This window comes from Streptomyces coeruleorubidus, assembly GCF_028885415.1.
In the GTDB taxonomy this organism is placed as follows: Bacteria; Actinomycetota; Actinomycetes; order Streptomycetales; family Streptomycetaceae; genus Streptomyces; species Streptomyces coeruleorubidus_A.
On sequence record NZ_CP118527.1, the window covers coordinates 1638188 to 1659069 of the forward strand.

The following is a 20882-nucleotide window of genomic DNA, read 5'->3' on the forward strand; positions in this document are numbered from 1 at the left end:
CAGAAAGCTTCGTTGTTGCCGCACCCTAGAGACAGGCGCCAAACGGTGGCAACCCCTTGTGCGCGGTGAATCTGCCGTCGACGCACGGGCCTTGAGGGACGCTCGGCCGAGCCGTGGGTTTCCGCCCCCTTCCGGAAGGAGCGGTCAGGCGGAGGCGGGGACGTACTCCAACCAACCGAAGGCCGCGCTGCCTTCGGTGACATACATGCCGATCACCCGTCCGGTGAAGCCTCGGGCAACCTTCGCGGACAGGTATCGGCCGTCGAGTTCGGCGAGCGGGTCGCCGTCGCCGAGCGAGCGTTTCGGGTCCGCCGGCCCGGATGCCGGGTGCCTCCTGACCCACGGTGGTGACGGTGGGCGGTACGACGGGCTCCGTGCGATCTCGACGGCCAGGGCGACCGGCCCCGGCGGCACGGGTCGCCGGGCGCGGCAGTCCGGGTGCTGCCGGCGCCGCCCGACGAAGGTGCGGCCCGGCCTGTCCAGGCTGCCACCCGTCGCGGTCGGCGCGAGCCGGCCGGACCGGTCGGTCGGCGACCAGGACCAGCCGCCCACCCACTCCACGGAGGTCAGGAACGTCTCCCTGCCGAGGACGTGGAACCGCGGGAACCAGCCCCGGGGGCGCGTGCCGAGCAGCGGCGTCCTCGACCCCAAGCGAGGTCGGGGTCGATCCCGGGCAGGCCGGCACGTCGTCCACCATTTGCGAAACATTCGGATCATCTGGCGAACGTTACGAAGGGGCACTGTAGGTCTCACCGACTCCGGCGACTAGAAGGCCGATGCCCGGCTGCCCACGCAGTCGCGATCACGCACGGTGTTCAACTCTTGGCCGACATAAGACCGACTCCCCGCACAGGGGATGCGCGACTCGACTGCCCCCCTTCCGGCTCTCAGCTCCCGCTTTGACGCACAACCCCTCCGTGCCACCGCCCACTCGACCAGTCTTAACGGAAGCTTGACGCGCTCAGTGACCTCATCCACAGGCCACCGCATCACGCTCCGCTTACGCTGAGCGGGCCGTCCAGTGATGGCCGGAAACCACGCTGAACCGCACATCGGGAGCACGTCGATGGCCACCACTGAGCACCTGCCACCGAGCCCTACGGAGCCCGCTCCACCCGGTCGCCTGCGCGCCTGGATGCTGGAGGGCCTGTCCGACATGGGCAGGGGCGGCGGCCACACCGGGCCCCACGCCGAACCGGAGCCCCCGCACAAGGGCCGGTCCTGGTGGCGGGTGATGTGCCTGACCGGCGTCGACTACTTCTCCACGCTCGGCTACCAGCCGGGCATCGCGGCTCTCGCCGCCGGGCTGCTCTCGCCGGTCGCGACGATCGTGCTGGTGATCGTCACCCTGGCGGGCGCCCTGCCGGTCTACCGCCGGGTGGCCGAGGAGAGCCCGCACGGCGAGGGCTCGATCGCGATGCTGGAGCGGCTGCTCTCCTTCTGGCAGGGCAAGCTGTTCGTGCTGACCCTGCTGGGCTTCGCCGCCACCGACTTCCTGATCACCATCACCCTGTCGGCCGCCGACGCCTCCACCCACCTCGTGGAGAACCCGCATCTGGCCGGCGCCCTGCACGACAAGCAGATGCTGATCACGCTCGTCCTCGTGGCGCTGCTCGGCGCGGTGTTCCTCAAGGGCTTCCTGGAAGCGATCGGCGTCGCGGTCGCCCTGGTGGGCGCCTACCTCGCGCTCAACGCGGTCGTGGTGGCCGTCGGCCTCTACCACGTGGTCACCGCGGGCCATGTGATCACCGACTGGTCCAGTGCGCTCACCACCCAGCACGGCAATGTCTTCGTCATGATCGGTCTGGCCCTGCTCGTCTTCCCCAAGCTGGCGCTCGGCCTCTCCGGGTTCGAGACCGGCGTGGCCGTGATGCCGCACGTCAAGGGCGACCCGGACGACACGGAGGAACGGCCGGCCGGCCGCATCCGCGACACCAAGAAGCTGCTCACCACGGCCGCCCTCATCATGAGCGGCTTTCTGATCACCACCAGCTTCATCACCACCCTCCTCATCCCCGAGAAGGAGTTCGAGGCGGGCGGCCAGGCCAACGGGCGCGCGCTGGCTTATCTGGCACACGAGTACCTGGGCAACACCTTCGGCACCGTCTACGACATCTCGACGATCGCCATCCTGTGGTTCGCCGGCGCCTCCGCGATGGCCGGCCTGCTCAATCTGATGCCGCGCTATCTGCCCCGCTACGGCATGGCCCCGCACTGGGCCAGGGCCGTCCGCCCCATGGTCATCGTCTTCATCCTGATCGCCTTCCTGGTCACCTGGATCTTCGACGCCGACGTCAACGCGCAGGGCGGCGCCTACGCCACCGGTGTGCTGGTCCTCATCAGCTCCGCCGCGATCGCGGTGACCATCGCCGCGCGCAAGGCCCGGCAGCGGAACTGGACCGTCGCCTTCGCGGTCATCTCCGCGGTGTTCCTCTACACGACCGTCGCGAACGTCATCGAGCGCCCGGACGGCGTGAAGATCGGCGCCTGCTTCATCGCCGGCATCATCCTGGTCTCCCTGCTGTCGCGGCTGGCCCGGTCGTTCGAGCTCCGCGTGACCAGCGTGACGCTGGACCCCATGGCGGAACGCTTCGTCCGGGACATGGCCAGCCGCCGGATGCGGTTCATCGCCAACGAGCCCGACCGGCGCGACGTCGCGGAGTACCGCGACAAGATCGAGCAGATACGGCACGACAACGACGTGCCCGGACAAGAGGACTTCGTCTTCGTCGAGGTGACGGTCACCGACCCGTCCGAGTTCGAGGCGGGGCTGACCGTACGCGGCGAGGTGCTCCACGGCCGCTACCGCGTCCTGACCCTGGAGTCCTCCTCCGTCCCCAACGCCCTGGCCGCCCTCCTGCTGTATGCCCGCGACATGACCGGCCGCACCCCGCACATCTACTTCGAGTGGACCGAAGGCGGGCCCTTCGCCAACCTCCTGCGGTTCTTCCTCTTCGGCCAGGGCGAGGTCGCCCCGGTGACCCGCGAGGTCCTGCGCGAGGCGGAACCGGACCGGAAACAGCGGCCGAAGGTGCACGTGGGCTGAGCCAGGCCGTCGGTCTGCGCCGGCCGAAGCGATCTCGGAGTAGTTCGTCACCAGCGCGCCGGTGTCCACCACCACCCTCGGCCGGGTCAGCAGTTTCAGGGCGCCGGCCCGCATGTCGAGGTCGATGTGCAGCGTGTCCCGGTGATCACCGCGTCGGTGAAGTCGAGCCTAACCTCGCCCCAGGCCGAGCGGATCTCCAGCCGCCGCGGCACCACCCAACCGTCACCCCGGCGGGTCGAGAACCCCTCCTGCTCGATCCGTACGACGTCCTGGGCCTCGACAGGCGCCTCGCCCACCACCTCGGGCAGATCGGCGGTCAGCACGGCGAGCTCGCCCACCCTACGGGCGGACAGCGCGGCCTCCAGCCGCTCCTCGAGCTCCTCCAAGGTCAGCCCGCCGTCGCCCGCGGCAACGCGCAGCACGTCCACGACCCCGTCCCGGTCCGCGTGCGAGGCCCTCACCTCGGGCGATCCGCCGGTACGCGAGAGGGTCCCCCGCCATCACATCTCCCCGCCCCCGGGCACGGCACCCGGCCCACCCACTCGACGACTAACGCCATATCGCGTTATACCCAACGGCCAACCCCGCATCCGCCGTTCCCCTCCTGCGCCCCTATCGTGACCGGCATGCAGTCCTACACGATCGGCCAGGCAGCACGGCTGCTCGGCGTGAGCCCGGACACCGCCCGGCGCTGGGCGGACGCGGGCCGCATCACCACCCACCGCGACGAGGCCGGGCGGCGGCTCGTCGACGGACGGGACCTGGCCGCGTTCTCGGTCGAACTCGCCAGGTCGGGCACCACCGAGGAGGACACCCCGTACACCTCGGCCCGCAACGCCTTCCCCGGCATCGTCACCGCGATCAAGCTCGGTGACGTCGCCGCCCAGGTGGAGATCCAGGCCGGCCCGCACCGCCTGGTCTCCCTGCTCACCCGCGAGGCCGTCGAGGAACTGGGCCTGGAGGTCGGCATGGAGGCGACGGCCCGTGTGAAGTCGACGAACGTGCATATCGACCGGGCCTGACTCACGTAGGAACGCACATGCACACCCAATGATCCGCTTGCCCTGGCTCATGCGATGCCACAGCAGACTTCCACCTCGCACATGCGTCAGTATGATCGGCGTATCGGAGGAGCCCCGCGGGCTCTTCCACCCGCACACAGAGGGAGTGGCCCCGAGATGCCCCGTTCCGCGCACCGGACCCGCCGGATCCTCCAGATCGCCGGTGCGTCCGCGGCCGCGCTGCTGACTCTGAGCGCCTGCTCCTCCGCCACCGGCTCGGACAAGGGCTCCTCGTCGGCGAAACCCTCCGGCACGGTCACCGTCTTCGCCGCCGCCTCCCTCGAGGAGAGCTTCAAGACCCTGGGCAAGCAGTTCGAGAAGGAGCACCCGGGCACGAAGGTCACCTTCAACTTCGGCGGCAGCGACACCCTCGCCGCCAGCATCACCGGCGGCGCCCCGGCCGATGTCTTCGCCGCGGCCAGCACCAAGACCATGGCGATCGTGACGGACAAGCAGGACGCGGCGGGCAGGCCGGCCACCTTCGTCCGCAACCAGCTGGAGATCGCCACACCGCCGGGCAACCCCGACCGGATCTCCTCCCTGAAGGACCTCACCAAGCCCGGCCTGAAGGTCGTCCTGTGCGACAGGACCGTGCCGTGCGGTGCCGCCGCCCGGAAGGCGCTGGACGCCGGCGGCCTGAAGCTCACGCCCGTCTCGTACGAACAGGACGTCAAGAGCGCCCTGACGAAGGTCGAGCTGAAGGAGGCCGACGCCGCCCTCGTCTACAGGACCGACGTGCGGGCGGCGGGTGACAAGGTGGAGGGCGTGGACTTCCCCGAGTCGGCCGAGGCCCTCAACGACTATCCGATCGCCCTGCTCGAGAACGCCCCCAACCCCCAGGCGGCGAAGGCGTTCGTCGCACTGGTGCGCTCGGCCGAGGGCCAGAAGGTGCTGTCCCGGGCCGGGTTCCTCAAGCCGTGACCGACACTCCGGGAAGCCGACCCCGCCGCGTTCGCCACCGCGGTAGGACCCGGTTGGTGCCGATTCCCCTGCTGGTGCCCGCCCTGGTCGGCCTGGCGTTCTTGAGCCTGCCCCTGATCGCCCTGCTCGTACGGGCGCCCTGGCGCAGCCTCCCGGAGCAGCTGACGAGCGCCGAGGTGTGGGAGGCACTCCGGCTGTCGCTCCTGTGCGCCACGGCGGCGACGGCTGTGAGCCTGGTCGTCGGCGTGCCCCTGGCCTGGCTGCTGGCCCGCACGCGGTTTCCCGGCCGGGGCTTCGTACGGGCCCTGGTGACGCTGCCGTTGGTGCTGCCGCCGGTGGTGGGCGGTGTGGCCCTGCTGCTCGCCTTCGGGCGGGGCGGCGTCGTCGGGCAGTGGCTCGACTCCTGGTTCGGGATCACCCTGCCCTTCACCACGACGGGTGTCGTCCTCGCCGAGACGTTCGTGGCGATGCCGTTCCTCGTCATCAGCGTGGAGGGCACCCTGCGGGCCGCCGACCCGCGCTACGAGGAGGCGGCCACCACTCTGGGCGCCTCCCGCTTCACCGCGTTCCGCCGGGTCACCCTGCCGCTGATCGCGCCGGGCATCGCGGCCGGTGCCGTACTGGCCTGGGCCCGGGCCCTCGGCGAGTTCGGCGCGACGATCACCTTCGCGGGCAACTTCCCGGGCCGCACCCAGACCATGCCGCTCGCGGTCTATCTGGCCCTTCAGAACGACCCGGCAGCGGCGATCGCGCTCAGCCTGGTACTGCTGGCGGTGTCCATCGCGGTCCTGGCGGCTCTGCGCGACCGCTGGATGACGGCGTCGTGATGTCCCGGACCGGCTCCCTGACACCCTGGACGTGGCTCTCATGACCGAGACGACCGACCTCGACGGAGCGCCCCCCGGCCTCCGCCCCGAAGGCCTGGACGCCCACCTCGTCGTCGACCGCGGCACCTTCCGCCTGGACGTCACACTCACCGTCGCCCCCGGGGACGTCGTCGCCCTGCTCGGCCCCAACGGCGCCGGCAAGACCACGGCCCTGCGCGCACTGGCCGGGCTCACCCCCCTCACGTCGGGTCGTCTACGGCTGGACGGCACCCGGCTGGACGCCATGCCGCCCGAGTCCCGCCCGGTCGGCGTCGTCTTCCAGGACTACCTGCTCTTCCCGCATCTGACCGCCCTGGACAACGTCGCCTTCGGGCCGCGCTGCCGGGGCGCCGGCAAGGCCGAGGCCCGCGCCCAGGCCGCCGAGTGGCTGGACCGTATGGGCCTGGCCGACCACGCCGACGCCAAGCCCCGCCGTCTCTCCGGCGGCCAGGCCCAGCGCGTGGCCCTGGCCAGGGCCCTGGCCACCCGGCCCCGGCTGCTGCTCCTGGACGAACCCCTCGCCGCGCTCGACGCCCGCACCCGTCTGGAAGTGCGCGCCCAGCTACGGCGCCACCTCGCCGAGTTCGAGGCCGTGGCCGTCCTCGTCACGCACGACCCGCTGGACGCCATGGTGCTGGCCGACCGCCTGGTCGTCGTCGAGCACGGCCACGTCGTCCAGGAGGGCACGCCTTCCCACATCGCCCGCCACCCCCGCACGGACTACATCGCCCGGCTCGTCGGCCTCAACCTCTACCGGGGACGGGCCGAGGGCCACACCGTCCGGCTCGAGGCGGGCCCGGCCATCACGACCACGGAAGAGCTCTCCGGTCCGGCCTTCGTGGCGTTCCCGCCCGGCGCCGTGACGCTGTACCGGGAACGCCCCACCGGCTCCAGCGCCCGCAACCTGTGGCGCTGCGAGGTCGCCGGGCTGGAGACGCACGGCGACCAGATCCGCGCGGACCTCACCGGCGAACTCTCCCTGACCGCCGACCTCACCACGGTCGCCGCGGCCGAACTCGACCTGCATCCCGGCGCCCCGGTCTGGGCGGCGGTCAAGGCAACGCAAACGCACGCATACCCGGCATAGCGAGCGTGTCGGGCTACCGTGCCCCCATGAGCCTGAGCATCCGCAACCAGCTCCCCGGCACCGTCACCGCCGTCACGCCGGGCGAGGCCATGGCGACGGTCAGGGTCCGCCTCACCGGCGGCCAGGCCCTCACCGCGGCGATCACCCGCGAGGCGGCGGACGACCTCGGCCTCACGCCGGGCACCGCCGTCCGCGCCCTGGTGAAGTCGACGGAGGTCTCGCTGGCAACCGCCCCCGTCGAGGGCCTGTCCATCCGCAACCGGCTCCCCGGCACGGTCACGGCCATCGCGACCGGCGACGCGATGGCGTCCGTCCGCGTCACCGTCGAGGGCGGCGAACTGACCGCCGCGATCACCAGGGACGCCGCGGACGGCCTCGCCCTGTCGGCCGGTACGCCCGTCGTCGCCCTGATCAAGTCGACCGAGGTGTCCCTCGCCGCGGAATGACGGGAGGGACCCCGCACCGCGGAGCCCCTCCCTACGACGCGGCCGGCAGATCAGTCCTCGTACGCGTCCAGCGGCGGGCAGGAGCAGACCAGGTTCCGGTCGCCGAAGGCCTGATCGATGCGGCGCACCGGCGGCCAGTACTTGTCGGCGACCGAGACACCGGCCGGGAAGACGGCCTCCTCACGGCTGTAGGCGTGCTCCCACTCCCCGGCGAGCGCCCCGGCGGTGTGCGGGGCGCCCCGCAGCGGGTTGTCGTCCGCGGGCCACTCGCCGGAGCCGACCTTCTCGATCTCCGCGCGGATGGCGATCATCGCCTCGCAGAACCGGTCCAGCTCGGTCAGGTCCTCCGACTCGGTCGGCTCGATCATCAGCGTCCCGGCCACCGGGAACGACATCGTCGGCGCGTGGAAGCCGTAGTCGATCAGCCGCTTGGCGACATCGTCGACGCTCACCCCGGTCGCCTTGGTCAGCGGCCGCAGGTCGATGATGCACTCGTGCGCGACCAGCCCGCCGGGGCCTGTGTAGAGCACCGGGTAGTGCGGCTCCAGCCGCTTGGCGATGTAGTTGGCGCTGAGCACCGCGACCTGCGTGGCCCGCTTCAGCCCCTCGCCGCCCATGAGCCGGACGTACGCCCACGAGATCGGCAGGATGCCGGCGGAACCCCACGGCGCCGCGGAGATGGGACCGACACCTGTCTCCGGACCCGCCTCGGGCTGGAGCGGGTGGTTCGGCAGGTACGGAGCGAGGTGCTCACGCACCGCCACCGGACCCACGCCGGGACCACCGCCGCCGTGCGGGATGCAGAAGGTCTTGTGCAGGTTCAGGTGCGAGACGTCCCCGCCGAAGTGCCCCGGCTTGGCGAGCCCGACGAGCGCGTTGAGGTTGGCCCCGTCGACGTAGACCTGCCCGCCCGCCTCGTGCACCTGCGCGCAGATGTCGGCGACGTGCTCCTCGAACACACCGTGGGTGGACGGGTACGTGATCATCAGCACCGCCAGCTCGTCGCGGTACTGCTCGATCTTCGCCCGCAGGTCCTCGACGTCGATCTCACCGTCATCGGCCGTCTTCACGACGACGACCTTCATGCCTGCCATCACCGCGCTGGCGGCGTTGGTCCCGTGCGCGGACGACGGGATCAGGCACACCGTGCGCTGCTCGTCGCCGTTGGCCCGGTGGTACCCGCGTACGGCGAGCAGACCGGCCAGCTCGCCCTGCGACCCGGCGTTCGGCTGGAGGGACACCTTGTCGTACCCGGTGACCTCAGCGAGACGGTCCTCCAGCTCGTGGATGAGCGTGAGGTAGCCCCCGGCCTGCTCGGCGGGCGCGAAGGGGTGCAGCTGACCGAACTCGGGCCAGGTGACCGGCTCCATCTCCGTGGTCGCATTGAGCTTCATGGTGCAGGAGCCCAGCGGGATCATGCCCCGGTCGAGCGCGTAGTCGCGGTCGGCCAGCCGGCGCAGGTAGCGCAGCATGGCCGTCTCGGAGCGGTGCTGGTGGAAGACGGGGTGCGTCAGGTACTCGTCGGTCCGCAGCAGCGCGTCCGGAAGCCCGTCCCCGGTGGCCGCGTCCAGCGCCTCGACGACACCCTCGACACCGAAGGCGGCCCATACGGCACGCAGCTGGGCCCGCGTGGTGGTCTCGTCGCAGGCGATCGAGACGTGGTCGGCGTCGACGAGACGGAGGTTGACCCCGTTCTCCTGCGCGGCGGCCACGACGTCGGCGGCCCGGCCCTCGACGCGCACGGTCAGCGTGTCGAAGTAGGAGCCGTGCACGACCTCGACTCCGCCGTTCGCGAGCCCGGCGGCGAGAACCGTGGCGTACCGGTGGGTGCGCCGCGCGATGCCCTTCAGGCCCGCCGGTCCGTGGTAGACGGCGTACATGCCGGCCATGACGGCGAGCAGCACCTGGGCGGTGCAGATGTTGCTGGTGGCCTTCTCGCGGCGGATGTGCTGCTCACGCGTCTGGAGCGCCAGCCGGTACGCCTTGTTCCCGTCGGCGTCGACGGAGACGCCGACGAGCCGCCCGGGGAGGCTGCGCGCCATCTTCTCCTTGACCGCCATGTAACCGGCGTGCGGGCCGCCGAAGCCCATCGGCACACCGAAGCGCTGCGTCGTCCCGACGGCGATGTCCGCGCCGAGCTCACCGGGCGACTTCAGCAGCGTCAGCGCGAGCAGATCGGCGGCGACGGTGACGAGCGCCCCGAGCTCGTGCGCCTGGTCGATGACCGGCTTGATGTCCCGTACGGCTCCGGAGGCGCCGGGGTACTGGATCAGCACGCCGTTGATCTCGCGCTCGGCGATCTCGGCGGGGATGCCCTCGCCGAGATCGGCGACGACGACCTCGACGCCGGTCGGTTCGGCCCGGGTCTGGATCACGGCGATGGTCTGCGGCAACGCGTCCGCGTCGACCAGGAACAGGCCCTTCTTGTTCTTGCCGAGGCGCCGCGACAGCGCCATGGCCTCGGCGGCCGCGGTGCCCTCGTCGAGCAGCGAGGCACCGGAGGTCGGCAGTCCGGTGAGGTCGGCGACCATGGTCTGGAAGTTGAGCAGCGCCTCGAGCCGCCCCTGCGAGATCTCCGGCTGGTACGGCGTGTAGGCCGTGTACCAGGCCGGGTTCTCCATGACGTTGCGCATGATGACCGGCGGCGTGAACGTGCCGTAGTACCCGAGTCCGATCATGGAGCCGAGGACCTGGTTGCGGTCGGCGAGGGAGCGCAGCTCGGCGATCACCTCGGCCTCGCTGCGGGCGCCCGGCAGGTCCAGCGCCTCAGTGCTCTTGATCACGGCCGGGACCGCGGCGGCCGTGAGCTCGTCCAGCGAGCCGTAGCCGACCTGCGCGAGCATCTTGGCGCGGGCCTCGTGGTCGGGGCCGATGTGGCGCTGCTCGAAGGGAACTGCCTCTTCGAGCTCGGAGAGCGGAATGCGATGGGCGGTCATTTGCGGAGGCCTCCTGGTCTGACACGACCTTCGAGGGGCACCACGGCACGGGTACCCGAACGGCCTCCCCCTCTGTCATCTCGACCTGAGAGCTTCACCGGATCGCCCGAAGGCCTCCGGCTTTCACCGTCGGTGAGAGCGGAAGCCGTCGACACCCGCCCTGCTTTCCAGAGTGACCTCGTCCATGCGGTACGTGAGCCTGAGAGATTCCGGGGAGGATTTGCTCCTTCGGCGCCTCCGATGGTGCCTGGAGGACTCTCCCGCACGGGGTCAGCAGCCGCTGCCAGAGTACCAGCGCGGTCAACGCACGAACCTTCGAGTGGCCGCCTCTCCGATTGTGCCGTTTTGTAGTGCTTACGGATCAGTTGCGACCATGTGGAGGGCCCGTGCGAACCGATATCGATCCGCGCAACTTGATCGGCCGCAAGGCGTTCGACCGCAACGGAACCAGGATCGGCACGATCGACGAGGTCTACCTCGACGACGCCACCGGCGAGCCGGAGTGGGCGGCCATACGGACCGGCCTGTTCAGCAGGGACGCTTTCGTCCCCCTCGAGCCGAGCGAACTGATCGACGGCGCCCTCCACGTGCCCTTCGACCGCGCCCTGATCAAGGACGCCCCCGACTTCGGCGTGGGCCGCCATCTCTCCCCGGAACAGGAACTCCAGCTCTACCACCACTACGGCCTGGACGTCGCCGCGCCTCCCCCGCTCGCCGACCAGGACCTCGGCAGACTGGCAGGCACGGACGAGACGGCCTGAAGCCCGACAACCCGTCCAGTTGTCTTGCCGTCCAGCTGTCTTGCTGTCTTGCCGTCTTGCCGTCTTGCCGTCTAAGGGGCGGCGGACCGCAGCCCCACAGCTCCCGACCCACCCTCCGGCCCGCGGCTCTCCTCCGGTCTCGCTAACACCAGCGACAACGGATCCGCCGGTTCCAGATCCGGATCGTCGACCCGGAAGGTCCGCACCCGTCCGGGCTCCGAGCCGGGCGTCTCGAACCGCACCGTGACCCGCCCCAGACCGCTCCCCTGCACCCACCCGTGCCCGAACTCCGCATGCCGTACGTCGTGCCCGGCGGGCCACCGCCGCTCGGCGAGCGCCGACTGCTCCTCGACGGGCCCCGCGGCAGGCTCCTCGACCGGCCCCTGCGCCTCCGCCCGCTCCCCCGCCGCCTGCGCGAAGAGATCCTCCTGCGTGTAGTCGGCGAGCCCACTGACACCCACCCCGAGCAGCCGCACACCGCCCGTGGTGTCGACCGAGTCCAGCAACCGGGCCGCCGCCTCGCGGATCACCCCGGGATCGTCCGTCGGCCCGCGCAGCGTCTCGGACCGGGTGAGCGTCGAGAAGTCGTACCGCCGCACCTTCAGCACGATGGTCCGCCCGGACAGCCCGGCCCCGCGCAGCCGCCGCACGCACCGGTCGGCGAGCCGCTGCACCTCGAGACCGACCCGCAGCCGGTCGTGAATGTCCACGTCGTAGGTGTCCTCGACCGACACCGACTTCGCCTCCCGCTCCGCCACGACAGGCCGGTCGTCCCGCGCCAGCGCCATGGCGTAGAGCCCGTGCCCGTGCGACTTTCCCAGCAGCCGGACCATCTCGTCCTCGCCCGCCTCGACGATCTCCTCGATCGTGGTGATCCCGGCCCGCCGCAGATGGTCGCCCGTCGCCGGCCCGACCCCCGGCAGTGTCCGCACCGACATGGGCCCGAGCAGCGCCCGCTCGGTGCCCGGCTCGATCACCACCAGCCCGTCGGGCTTGGCCTGCTCCGAGGCGATCTTCGCGAGCATCTTGGAGGCGGCCAGCCCGACCGACCCTGTCAGTCCCGTGACGGCCCGTATGTCCGCGCGCAGCTGCGCCCCGACCAGCCGCGCCGACTGCTCGTCCCAGGCCGCCCCCCCGGCCTCCAGGTCCACGAACGCCTCGTCCAGGCTCAGCGGCTCCACCAGTGGCGACAGGGCCCGCAGCAGCTCCATCACCCGCTCGCTGATCGCCTTGTAGAACCCGAAGCGCGGCACGAGATACGCGGCGTTGGGGGCGAGCCGCCGGGCCTGCCCCATGGGCATCGCCGAATGCACCCCGAAGACCCTCGCCTCGTACGACGCCGTGGCCACGACGCCACGCGGCCCCAGCCCGCCCACGACGACGGCTTTCCCGCGCAGACTCGGCTTGGACGCCTGCTCCACCGAGGCGAAGAAGGCATCCATGTCGAGATGCAGGATCGTGGGCGCGGTTCTCACATCTCCGATGCTGCCCTACGCCACTGACAACGCCCCGGACAACCGCCCTGACACCCCCGGGAGAAACCGCTTGCAGCCCAGCGCGGAAACGTCCCGCCTGTAACGGCCACGGAGGCACCACACAGCCGGACGACTCAGACGGCCCTGTTCCGCCGTCGCGCCAGCTCGTCCGCCGGGTTGGACCCGACCAGGGTCTCGCCGGTGTCGATCCGCTCCCCGTGCAGCTGGGACAGCGCGCTCTCGACATCCCGCCACACCACGCCGACGGCGATCCCGAAGACCCCCTGGCCCCCCTGGAGCAGGGCGTGGACCTCGTCCGGCGAGGTGCACTCGTAGACCGTGGCTCCGTCGCTCATCAGCGTCATCCGCTCCAGGTCGCGGAAACCGCGTTCCCTGAGGTGCTGGACGGCCGTGCGGATGTTCTGGAGCGACACCCCGGTGTCGAGGAACCGCTTGACGATCTTCAGGACGACGACGTCCCGGAAGCTGTACAGCCGCTGTGTCCCCGACCCGTAGGCGGGACGCACGCTCGGCTCGACGAGGCCGGTGCGGGCCCAGTAGTCCAGCTGCCGGTAGGTGATACCGGCGGCCGCGCAGGCCGTGGGGCCGCGATAGCCGATGTGCTCGGACGCCATGGACGTCGTCCCTCCGCTGCTCGGCACGGCCTTCGGTCGCTGCGGAGCGTGATCAGCCGCGCCGCCGGGCTGTGGACAAGCCCCGCTCGCGCGGAGCCGTGAGCCCGAGGGAGGGTACGGACCGCTCGCCCTGAGACTGCGCTCGGGGCCACCCCCAGCCGTACCGTCGCCGCTGCTTCTCACGCCGACCTCCGTCCTTGACCTGCCTTCTCGACGGTAGGCAGTCACCAGGGGTGCGTCAACGATCGCCACACTCGCCACGCCGAGTGATAATCACCCTAAGAGTGGTTTCCCGTGCCCCACCGCGGGGAAAGGCTAGCCGAATGCCTTCGAGTCGGGCCGCGTGACGCTCTCACTCGCCTCCGGCACATACGGGCATTTCGCCCGTCACACATGCGGCGGGCGACCCTGCCGCGGACCACTTCGTCCGCCGGGCCGCCCACAGACCTCACCGACCGCTGATGCCCCCGCCGTCCCGCTTGACCGGAATCCGGGCGCTCACTGACTGCTGCTGCCGAAGTCCTCCGGGGAGATCTGGTCGAGGAACTCGCGGAACTTCTCCACCTCGTCCTCCTGCTCGTCCGGGATCGCGATACCGGCGTCGTCGAGCACCGTGTCACTGCCGTAGATCGGCGTCCCGGTGCGCAGGGCCAGCGCTATGGCGTCGGACGGGCGGGCGCTCACCTCGACGCCGCTGGCGAAGACCAGCTCCGCGTAGAAGACGCCCTCACGTAGGTCCGTGATGCGCACTTCCGTGAGCTCCTGACCGACGGCCTCCAGCACGTCCTTGAACAGGTCGTGGGTCAGCGGCCGCGCAGGAGCCATGCCCTGCTGGGCGAAGGCGATCGCCGTCGCCTCCCCCGGTCCGATCCAGATCGGGAGGTAACGGTCGCCTCCCACTTCACGCAGCAGCACGATCGGTTGGTTGGAGGGCATTTCCACCCGGACACCTACGACATCGAGCTCGTTCACACAGCAACCCTAGGCCGTGCCCGGGACGTTTGGGTAGTCGGGCCGGGAACGGGCGCCTGATCCGGCCTCTGCGACCGGCCCCGTCTCAGGGCAGCCGCACGCCGAGCGCCGTCTGCACCAGCGCGGCATGAAGCTTCACGGTGAGCCCCGCGAGCTCCTTCGTACGGGCCTGTGCATGAGCCCTGGTCTGCGGGTTCCGGTGCCGCTTCAGCGGGGCCACCACCTGGTCCACGAGCCCGGCCTCGCGATCGGCGGCGGCCTTCATCACCCGCAGGTGGCGCGGTTCGATCCCGAACCGCCCCAGCTCGGCGATCAGCGAGGCCACCGTGACCGCCTCCGCGTCGTACACCCCGTCCTCCAGTGGGGTGACGAGCCCGTACGACTCCCACTCCCTGAGCTCCTCCTCGCCGACACCGGCGGCGGCGAGCAGCTCGTCGCGCCCGATCCTGGCCGCCGTGGGCGCCTCGGGGGACTCGGGCACCGTGTCGCCGTCACGCTGACGGCTCAGCGCCGGCAGCTGGACTGCCTCGCCGCGCTCCATGGCCTCCAGGTGCTCGCGGATCACCTTCAGGGGCAGATAGTGGTCTCGCTGCATCCTCAGGACATGACCGAGACGCTCGACGTCGTGCGCGCTGAACTTGCGATACCCCGACGGGGTCCGCTGCGGCTCGATCAGCCCCTCCGCCTCCAGGAAACGGATCTTGGAGATGGTGACTTCGGGGAACTCGTCGCGCAGCACGTTCAGCACCGTGCCGATGCTCATCAGCCTGTCCGTGGCGGCGGCGCCGTGCCCGGCACCGCCGCTCGGTGTTTGAAGCATGGACCTTCCCTGACGGACGGACCTGCGCGGGGTTCCCCGGACGGAATCCGGTCAGTAGCCCCGCTGGCTGGCGTAGAAGACCAGCCGGTACTTGCCGATCTGCACCTCGTCACCGTTGTTCAGGGCGACCTGGTCGATCCGCTCGCGGTTCACGTACGTGCCGTTCAGGCTGCCCACGTCGGCCACCGTGAACGAACCGTCCTGGCCTCGGCGGAACTCCACATGACGCCGGGAGACCGTCACGTCGTCCAGGAAGATGTCGCTCTGCGGATGCCGCCCGGCCGTGGTCAGATCGCCGTCCAGCAGGAAGCGGCTGCCCGAGTTCGGCCCGCGGCGCACGACCAGGAGCGCGGAGCCCAGCGGCAGCGCGTCGACGGCAGCCTGCGCCTCGGGGGACAGCGTCGGCATCTGCGTCTGGCCGGTGGTCTCGCTGTCGTAGGCCTCGAGACCGGAGATGGAGATCGTGGAGGTCGTCTCGGAAGGACGCTCCGCCGCCGCCCCGGCCCGCAGCGGCGCGCCGCAGTTGGAGCAGAAGCGGCTGTTCTCCGCGTTGCGGTTACCGCACCTCGTACACACCAGGGCCGACATCGGATCCTCCTGCCGCGGCTGCCCACCGGGGGCATTGGACGCATACGGGTCGGGAAACCCTCCACCCGCACTTGAGGTTGACGGTTGCCCGAAACCTATGCCGCCGGGCTGCGCAGGGTCAACCGACGGCGCGCCCTGACCTCCGGAAACGTCACCGCCCGGACCACCGACCTGGTCCCGGAACAGCGGCCGCTGGCCCTCCGCGTCAGGCTGTGCGCGATGGCGCGCGGTCGCGTTGTCGCTACCCTCTCGCGCGCTCTTGCCGAACAACTTCGCAAACAACTTCACGGGCGATTCCCCTTGACCGAAACAGACCCGCCCGTGGGGCAGGACGAACCCTGACTGAACACTCTGGCCGACCCGGACATCCTGACAACGTCCGTCTGCACCAGACAGTTTCCACCACGCACCACCCATTCGGTGCGCCGACCCCCCGCAACCTCATGCCCTCGCCGGACGTCGCCCATGCACCCCCGGTTCACTGGGAGGACGACCGAGCGTAGTCAGGCCGCTTCACCGCCCGCAAGGCATCCACGACGATCTTGGTCGACCGCTCGATGGTGACCGTGGCCTGTTCCTTCTCGAGAGTCTGCACCACGCCTCCGGGGATGTTGAGCGCCGGCTCGAGGTCCTGCGGCTTGCCGATGACCTTGAAACGATAGGGCGCGTTGATCTTGTTCCCGTCGACGCTCACACCCTTGCCGGAGTCCGTCAGATACGTGCCTGCGACGACCCGCACGCCGTTCACCTGTATCGCCTCGGCACCCGCGGCGCGCAGCTCCTGGATCGCGTCGAGCAGCATGTCCGCCTCGACCGTCCCCTTCGTGTCCTCGATGGTCATGGTGATGCCGGGCCCCTGCGCGGCCACGGTGCCCGCCAGGATGCCGAGTTGCCTCTCCTTCTCGATGGTCTGCCTCCGGGCCTCCTCGGCCTGGTCCGAGCTGTTCTCCAGCTCGTCGCGCTGCTTCTCAAGGCCCTGCTTCTCGTCCTCAAGACGCTGCGTACGGTCATCCAGTTCATCGAGGATGCGGACAAGATCTTCCTGACGCGCCCCGCGCAGCGCGCTGTCACTGTCGCTGTTCGAGGCCACCTGCACGGCCAGCCCGAACCCGAGGCCGAACAGCAACAGCGCGACGATGAGTTGGGCCCGCGAGACTCGCGGCGGCCACAGCCCCTGCACCAGCCGCTGCCGTCCGGTCAGCTGCGGCTCGGCCTCGGGCTCAGGCTCGGAGGCCGCCTCCGGTTCGGGTTCCGGTTCCGGGGTGTCCTGGGCGGCGGACGCCGGCGCGGACACCTCTTGGGGCAGTTCCTTGCGCAGCCTGCTGCCGGACTCGCCGCTCCCGTCGCGCTGGTTCGCGGGCGAGTCGCCGTTCTCCTCGGGGCGCTTGTCGTCGTGCTCGCTCATCGGCCTCACGCCCGGAACACGTGCCGACGGATCGCCGCGGCGTTGGAGAAGATCCGGATACCGAGGACGACCACCACACCGGTGGACAGCTGGGCACCCACGCCCAGCTTGTCACCCAGGAACACGATCAACGCGGCCACCACCACGTTCGACAGGAACGACACCACGAAGACCTTGTCGTCGAAGATGCCGTCGAGCATGGCCCGCAGGCCACCGAAGACGGCGTCGAGCGCCGCCACGACAGCGATCGGCAAATACGGCTCGACCACCGCCGGAACCTCAGGCCGGACCAACAGGCCGGCCACGACTCCCACGACGAGGCCCAGTACGGCGATCACGATGTGCCCTTCTCGCTCTTCTCAATGCTCGGCTGTGCTGTACGTACGATCACACTCGGCGCGGCAGGCAGCCGGAGGTCCTCCTCCACGGAAATGCCTGTCCTGATGCCGTAGCTCTCCTGGAGCGCGTTCAGATACAGCCCGTCCGCGCTGTTCCGGAACCGAGTACTCAGTCCCTGCCCGTCCCCCACCGCGAGCACCGTGTACGGCGGCACCAGCGGCTTGTTGTCGACCAGTATCGCGTCCCCCGCGGCCCTGATCGCGGACAGTGCGGTCAGCCGCTGCCCATTGATCGAGACGGCCTCGGCTCCCGACTCCCACAGCCCGTTGACCACGCGCTGCATGTCCCGGTCGCGCACCCGTCCGGTGTCGGCGAAGCCGGTGGAATCGCGCGGGTCGCCGTCACCGCCCGTGCCGACGTCTTTGGCGTCGTTCACCACGAGCTTCACGCCGGGGCCGTGCACCGCTGTGGCGCCCGACAGGATGCCCACGATCTCGGACTCGGCGCTGCCACCACTGTGCTTCAGCGCCTCCCGCTGTCGCGCGCTCACGTCCTCGCGCAGCCGGTCGACGGAGTCCTCCAGCTTGTCCGCCGCCTCGGCCTCCCGGTCGATCCGGTCGACCAGCTCCTCGCGCTCCTTGGCGACGACCGGAGCGGCGACCCGCGCCTGCGCCGCTCCCACGGTCACGACGAGGGCCGCGAGCACCAGGCCGGCGGCAAGCCCCAGCTTCGCCCTCAGCGTCTTCGGCATGCCACCGTCGCCCGCGGCCTTCTTCCGCGCGGCGGCCTCGGCGTATCCGTCGTCGAGGCTGTGGTCCATGACGTTGGTGATCAACGACATGGACGCGTCCGGGCGCCTGGGCCGCGTCGGTGTGCTCCGAATGGGGGGTTGCTGCGGCATGCCGCACATCGTCGCACGTCGCGGCCACTACCTCCGAACGACCCTACCGGCGTGCCGGACAGGCCCCCTTGGGGACACTTGTCCGGCACGCACGCGTACAGCCCGTTCTACCGGCCGGCGCTGTCCACGACCGCCGACCACTCGTCCAGCAGGGCCTGCGCGGAGGCGTCGTCCGGCCCCTCTGCCCACAGGTGGGTGACGGCCTCGGCCGGGTCCGGCAGCACCATCACCCAACGGCCGTCCGTCTCCACGACACGCACGCCATCCGTGGTGTCCACGAACCGGTCTCCGGCCGCCTCGACGACCCGCCGCATCACGAGCCCCTTGACGGCCCACGGAGTCGCCAGGTCCCGCTTGAGGACGTGCGCCCGCGGAATCCGCGCGTCGATCTGGCTGAGCGTGAGCTGCGTCCGCGCCACGAGCCCGATGAGCCGTACGAAGGCCGCCGTGGCGTCGTACACGCTGCTGAACTCGGGGACGATGAAGCCGCCCTTGCCGTCGCCGCCGAAGATCGTCCCTTCCTCACCGCCCACGCGCGTGAGGTCGTCGGGAGACGTGGTCGTCCACTCGACCTGGGTCCCGTGGTACGCCGCCACCTGCTCGGCGATCCTGGTCGTGGTCACCGGCAGCGCAACCCGGCCGCTGCGCCGCTCGGCCGCGATGAGGTCGAGCATCACGAGCAGCGCCCGGTCGTCCTCGATGATGCGCCCCTTCTCGTCGACGAGGGACAGCCGCTCACCGACGGGATCGAACCGCACCCCGAACGCGGCCCCCGAGGACGCCACGATCTCACCGAGACGCACCATCCCCGACCGCCGCATGTCGGCCGTCTCCGTCGGCCTGGACTCGTCGAGACCCGGGTTGATCGTCAGCGAGTCGACACCGAGCTTCCCCAGCAGACTGGGCAGCACGAGTCCCGCACTTCCGTTGGACGCGTCCACGACCACCTTCAGGCCGGACTCCGCGATCCCGGTCGTGTCGACGTTCCGCAGCAGCGACCCGGTGTACGAGTCGAAGACGCTCGCCGGGAAGTGCAGATCACCGATCTCCCCGGGGAACGCACGCCGGTACTCCTGCCGCGCGAACACCCGGTCCAGCTTCCGCTGGCTGCCCTGCGACAGGTCCGCGCCCTGCCCGTCGAAGAACATGATGTCGACGGAATCCTGCACCCCGGGCGTGGTACGGATCATGATCCCGCCGGCACTGCCGCGCGCCGTCTGCTGCCGGGCCACCGGCAGCGGCACGTTCTCCAGGTCCCGTACGTCGATGGCGCTGGCCTGCAACGCGGAGATCACCGCCCGCTTCAGCGCGCGGGCACCACGCGAGTGGTCGCGGGCCGTGGTGACGGTCGAGCCCTTTTTCAGGGTCGTCGCATAGGCACCGGCAAGCCGTACCGCCAACTCCGGCGTGATCTCCACGTTCAGGATTCCGGAGACGCCACGGGCGCCGAATAGGTGCGCCTGTCCCCTGGATTCCCAGATCACCGAGGTGTTGACGAAGGCGCCGGCTTCGATGGTCTTGAACGGATAGACCCGCACATTGCCCTGAACGATCGATTCTTCACCGATCAGGCACTCATCACCGATGACCGCCCCGTCCTCGATCCGCGCCGCGCGCATGATGTCGGTGTTCTTTCCGACGACGCAGCCGCGCAGATTGCTGTGCGGCCCCACGTAGACGTTGTCGTGGACGACGGCCTTGTGCAGAAAAGCGCCGCTCTTGACGACCACGTTGGAGCCCACGACGGTGTGCTCACGGATTTCGGCGCCGGCCTCGACCTTGGCGTAGTCCCCGATGTAAAGCGGACCGCGGAGCACGGCGTCGGGATGGACCTCGGCCCCTTCGGCGACCCACACCCCGGCGGAGATCTCGAACCCGTCGATGTCGACGTCGACCTTGCCCTCCAGGACGTCGGCCTGCGCCTTCACATAGCTCTCGTGGGTGCCGACATCCTCCCAGTACCCCTCGGCGACGTAGCCGTAGATCGGCTTGCCTTCCTTCATCAACTGCGGGAAGACATCGCCGGACCAGTCGACGGGCACGTCGGGTTCGACGTAGTCGAAGACCTCGGGCTCCATCACATAGATGCCGGTGTTCACGGTGTCGGAGAAGACCTGGCCCCAGGTGGGCTTCTCGAGGAAGCGTTCCACCTTGCCTTCCTCGTCGACAATGGTGATGCCGAATTCCAGCGGATTGGGCACACGCGTCAGACAGACCGTGACCAGGGCGCCCTTTTCCTTGTGGAAATTGATGAGCTCGGTGAGGTCGAAGTCCGTCAGCGCATCGCCGGAAATAACGAGGAAGGCATCGTCCTTCAACGCCTCTTCGGCATTCTTGACGCTTCCGGCGGTACCGAGTGGCTTCTCCTCATTGGCATAGGTGAGCTCCATACCGAGCTCTTCGCCGTCACCGAAGTAGTTCTTGACGAGCGAGGCCAGGAACTGGACAGTTACGACTGTTTCGTTGAGCCCATGCCTTTTCAGCAGCCGCAGCACATGCTCCATGATCGGGCGGTTGGCCACGGGCAGGAGCGGCTTGGGCATGCTTGAGGTCATGGGGCGAAGGCGCGTGCCTTCGCCTCCGGCCATCACGACGGCCTTCATGTCGGAAGCGTCCTCCTCTA

At 70.1% G+C, this 20882-nt stretch carries 17 protein-coding genes, 2 pseudogenes and 1 riboswitch; of the genes and pseudogenes, 7 read left to right on the forward strand and 12 right to left on the reverse strand.

What is annotated here, in order from left to right:
* Positions 1-144: 144 nt before the first annotated feature.
* Positions 145-633 (reverse strand): annotated as a pseudogene (locus PV963_RS07690) (glycoside hydrolase family 43 protein); the annotation flags it as partial.
* A gap of 433 nt (positions 634-1066) precedes the next feature.
* Between PV963_RS07690 and PV963_RS07695 the strand changes: the two are divergent.
* Complete coding sequence (locus PV963_RS07695; protein WP_274814895.1) at positions 1067-3046, forward strand: amino acid transporter; 1980 nt, start codon at positions 1067-1069, stop codon at positions 3044-3046.
* A 95-nt stretch (positions 3047-3141) separates the two neighbouring features.
* Here PV963_RS07695 and PV963_RS07700 read toward each other — a convergent pair whose 3' ends face one another.
* Positions 3142-3507: a DUF1707 SHOCT-like domain-containing protein gene (locus PV963_RS07700; RefSeq protein ID WP_425540879.1), complete on the reverse strand. Its 366-nt coding sequence runs from the start codon at positions 3505-3507 to the stop codon at positions 3142-3144.
* Positions 3508-3672: 165 nt separating this feature from the next.
* Between PV963_RS07700 and PV963_RS07705 the strand changes: the two genes are divergently transcribed.
* From PV963_RS07705 to PV963_RS07725, 5 genes are all read left to right on the forward strand, one after another.
* On the forward strand, positions 3673-4068 hold the full coding sequence (locus PV963_RS07705) for a TOBE domain-containing protein (RefSeq protein ID WP_274814896.1): 396 nt from the start codon (positions 3673-3675) through the stop codon (positions 4066-4068).
* A 156-nt stretch (positions 4069-4224) separates the two neighbouring features.
* The gene (gene modA / locus PV963_RS07710) at positions 4225-5028 is read left to right on the forward strand and encodes a molybdate ABC transporter substrate-binding protein (RefSeq protein ID WP_274814897.1); all 804 of its coding nucleotides are present in this window, start codon (positions 4225-4227) and stop codon (positions 5026-5028) included.
* Positions 5025-5855 carry an ABC transporter permease gene (locus PV963_RS07715; protein WP_425540880.1) on the forward strand — a complete coding sequence of 277 codons (831 nt, stop codon included), beginning with the start codon at positions 5025-5027 and terminating at the stop codon, positions 5853-5855. The genes modA and PV963_RS07715 overlap by 4 nt, the downstream gene beginning before the upstream one ends.
* Positions 5856-5895: 40 nt before the next feature.
* Positions 5896-6981 carry an ABC transporter ATP-binding protein gene (locus tag PV963_RS07720; RefSeq protein WP_274814899.1) on the forward strand — a complete coding sequence of 362 codons (1086 nt, stop codon included), beginning with the start codon at positions 5896-5898 and terminating at the stop codon, positions 6979-6981.
* A gap of 26 nt (positions 6982-7007) precedes the next feature.
* The gene (locus PV963_RS07725; protein WP_274814900.1) at positions 7008-7427 is read left to right on the forward strand and encodes a TOBE domain-containing protein; all 420 of its coding nucleotides are present in this window, start codon (positions 7008-7010) and stop codon (positions 7425-7427) included.
* Positions 7428-7477: 50 nt separating this feature from the next.
* Here PV963_RS07725 and gcvP read toward each other — a convergent pair whose 3' ends face one another.
* Complete coding sequence (gcvP, locus tag PV963_RS07730; RefSeq protein ID WP_274814901.1) at positions 7478-10363, reverse strand: aminomethyl-transferring glycine dehydrogenase; 2886 nt, start codon at positions 10361-10363, stop codon at positions 7478-7480.
* Positions 10364-10540: 177 nt separating this feature from the next.
* A riboswitch (glycine riboswitch) is annotated at positions 10541-10636 on the reverse strand.
* Positions 10637-10749: 113 nt separating this feature from the next.
* Between gcvP and PV963_RS07735 the strand changes: the two genes are divergently transcribed.
* Complete coding sequence (locus PV963_RS07735) at positions 10750-11124, forward strand: PRC-barrel domain-containing protein (protein WP_274814902.1); 375 nt, start codon at positions 10750-10752, stop codon at positions 11122-11124.
* Here PV963_RS07735 and PV963_RS07740 read toward each other — a convergent pair.
* From PV963_RS07740 to PV963_RS07780, 9 genes and pseudogenes are all read right to left on the reverse strand, one after another.
* Positions 11043-12599, reverse strand: a pseudogene (locus PV963_RS07740) (DNA polymerase IV). The gene PV963_RS07735 and the pseudogene PV963_RS07740 sit on opposite strands and share 82 nt — an antisense overlap.
* 134 nt (positions 12600-12733) lie before the next feature.
* A complete protein-coding gene (locus PV963_RS07745) occupies positions 12734-13417 on the reverse strand; it encodes a MerR family transcriptional regulator (protein WP_274814904.1) in 684 nt (227 codons plus the stop codon).
* A gap of 315 nt (positions 13418-13732) precedes the next feature.
* Positions 13733-14206: a bifunctional nuclease family protein gene (locus PV963_RS07750; RefSeq protein WP_003988851.1), complete on the reverse strand. Its 474-nt coding sequence runs from the start codon at positions 14204-14206 to the stop codon at positions 13733-13735.
* Between the two features lie 85 nt (positions 14207-14291).
* Positions 14292-15026 (reverse strand): MerR family transcriptional regulator, encoded by a 735-nt coding sequence (locus PV963_RS07755; RefSeq protein ID WP_274814905.1) that lies wholly within the window; start codon positions 15024-15026, stop codon positions 14292-14294.
* Between the two features lie 51 nt (positions 15027-15077).
* Entirely contained in the window at positions 15078-16031 is a 954-nt protein-coding gene (locus PV963_RS07760) for an FHA domain-containing protein (protein WP_274814906.1), read from the reverse strand.
* Between the two features lie 61 nt (positions 16032-16092).
* Positions 16093-17019 (reverse strand): DUF881 domain-containing protein, encoded by a 927-nt coding sequence (locus tag PV963_RS07765; protein WP_274814907.1) that lies wholly within the window; start codon positions 17017-17019, stop codon positions 16093-16095.
* Between the two features lie 5 nt (positions 17020-17024).
* Positions 17025-17357: a small basic family protein gene (locus tag PV963_RS07770; protein WP_003988855.1), complete on the reverse strand. Its 333-nt coding sequence runs from the start codon at positions 17355-17357 to the stop codon at positions 17025-17027.
* Entirely contained in the window at positions 17354-18268 is a 915-nt protein-coding gene (locus tag PV963_RS07775) for a DUF881 domain-containing protein (protein ID WP_274814911.1), read from the reverse strand. Before PV963_RS07775 ends, PV963_RS07770 begins: the two co-directional genes overlap by 4 nt.
* Positions 18269-18366: 98 nt before the next feature.
* On the reverse strand, positions 18367-20862 hold the full coding sequence (locus PV963_RS07780; protein ID WP_274814912.1) for a mannose-1-phosphate guanyltransferase: 2496 nt from the start codon (positions 20860-20862) through the stop codon (positions 18367-18369).
* Positions 20863-20882 lie beyond the last annotated feature (20 nt).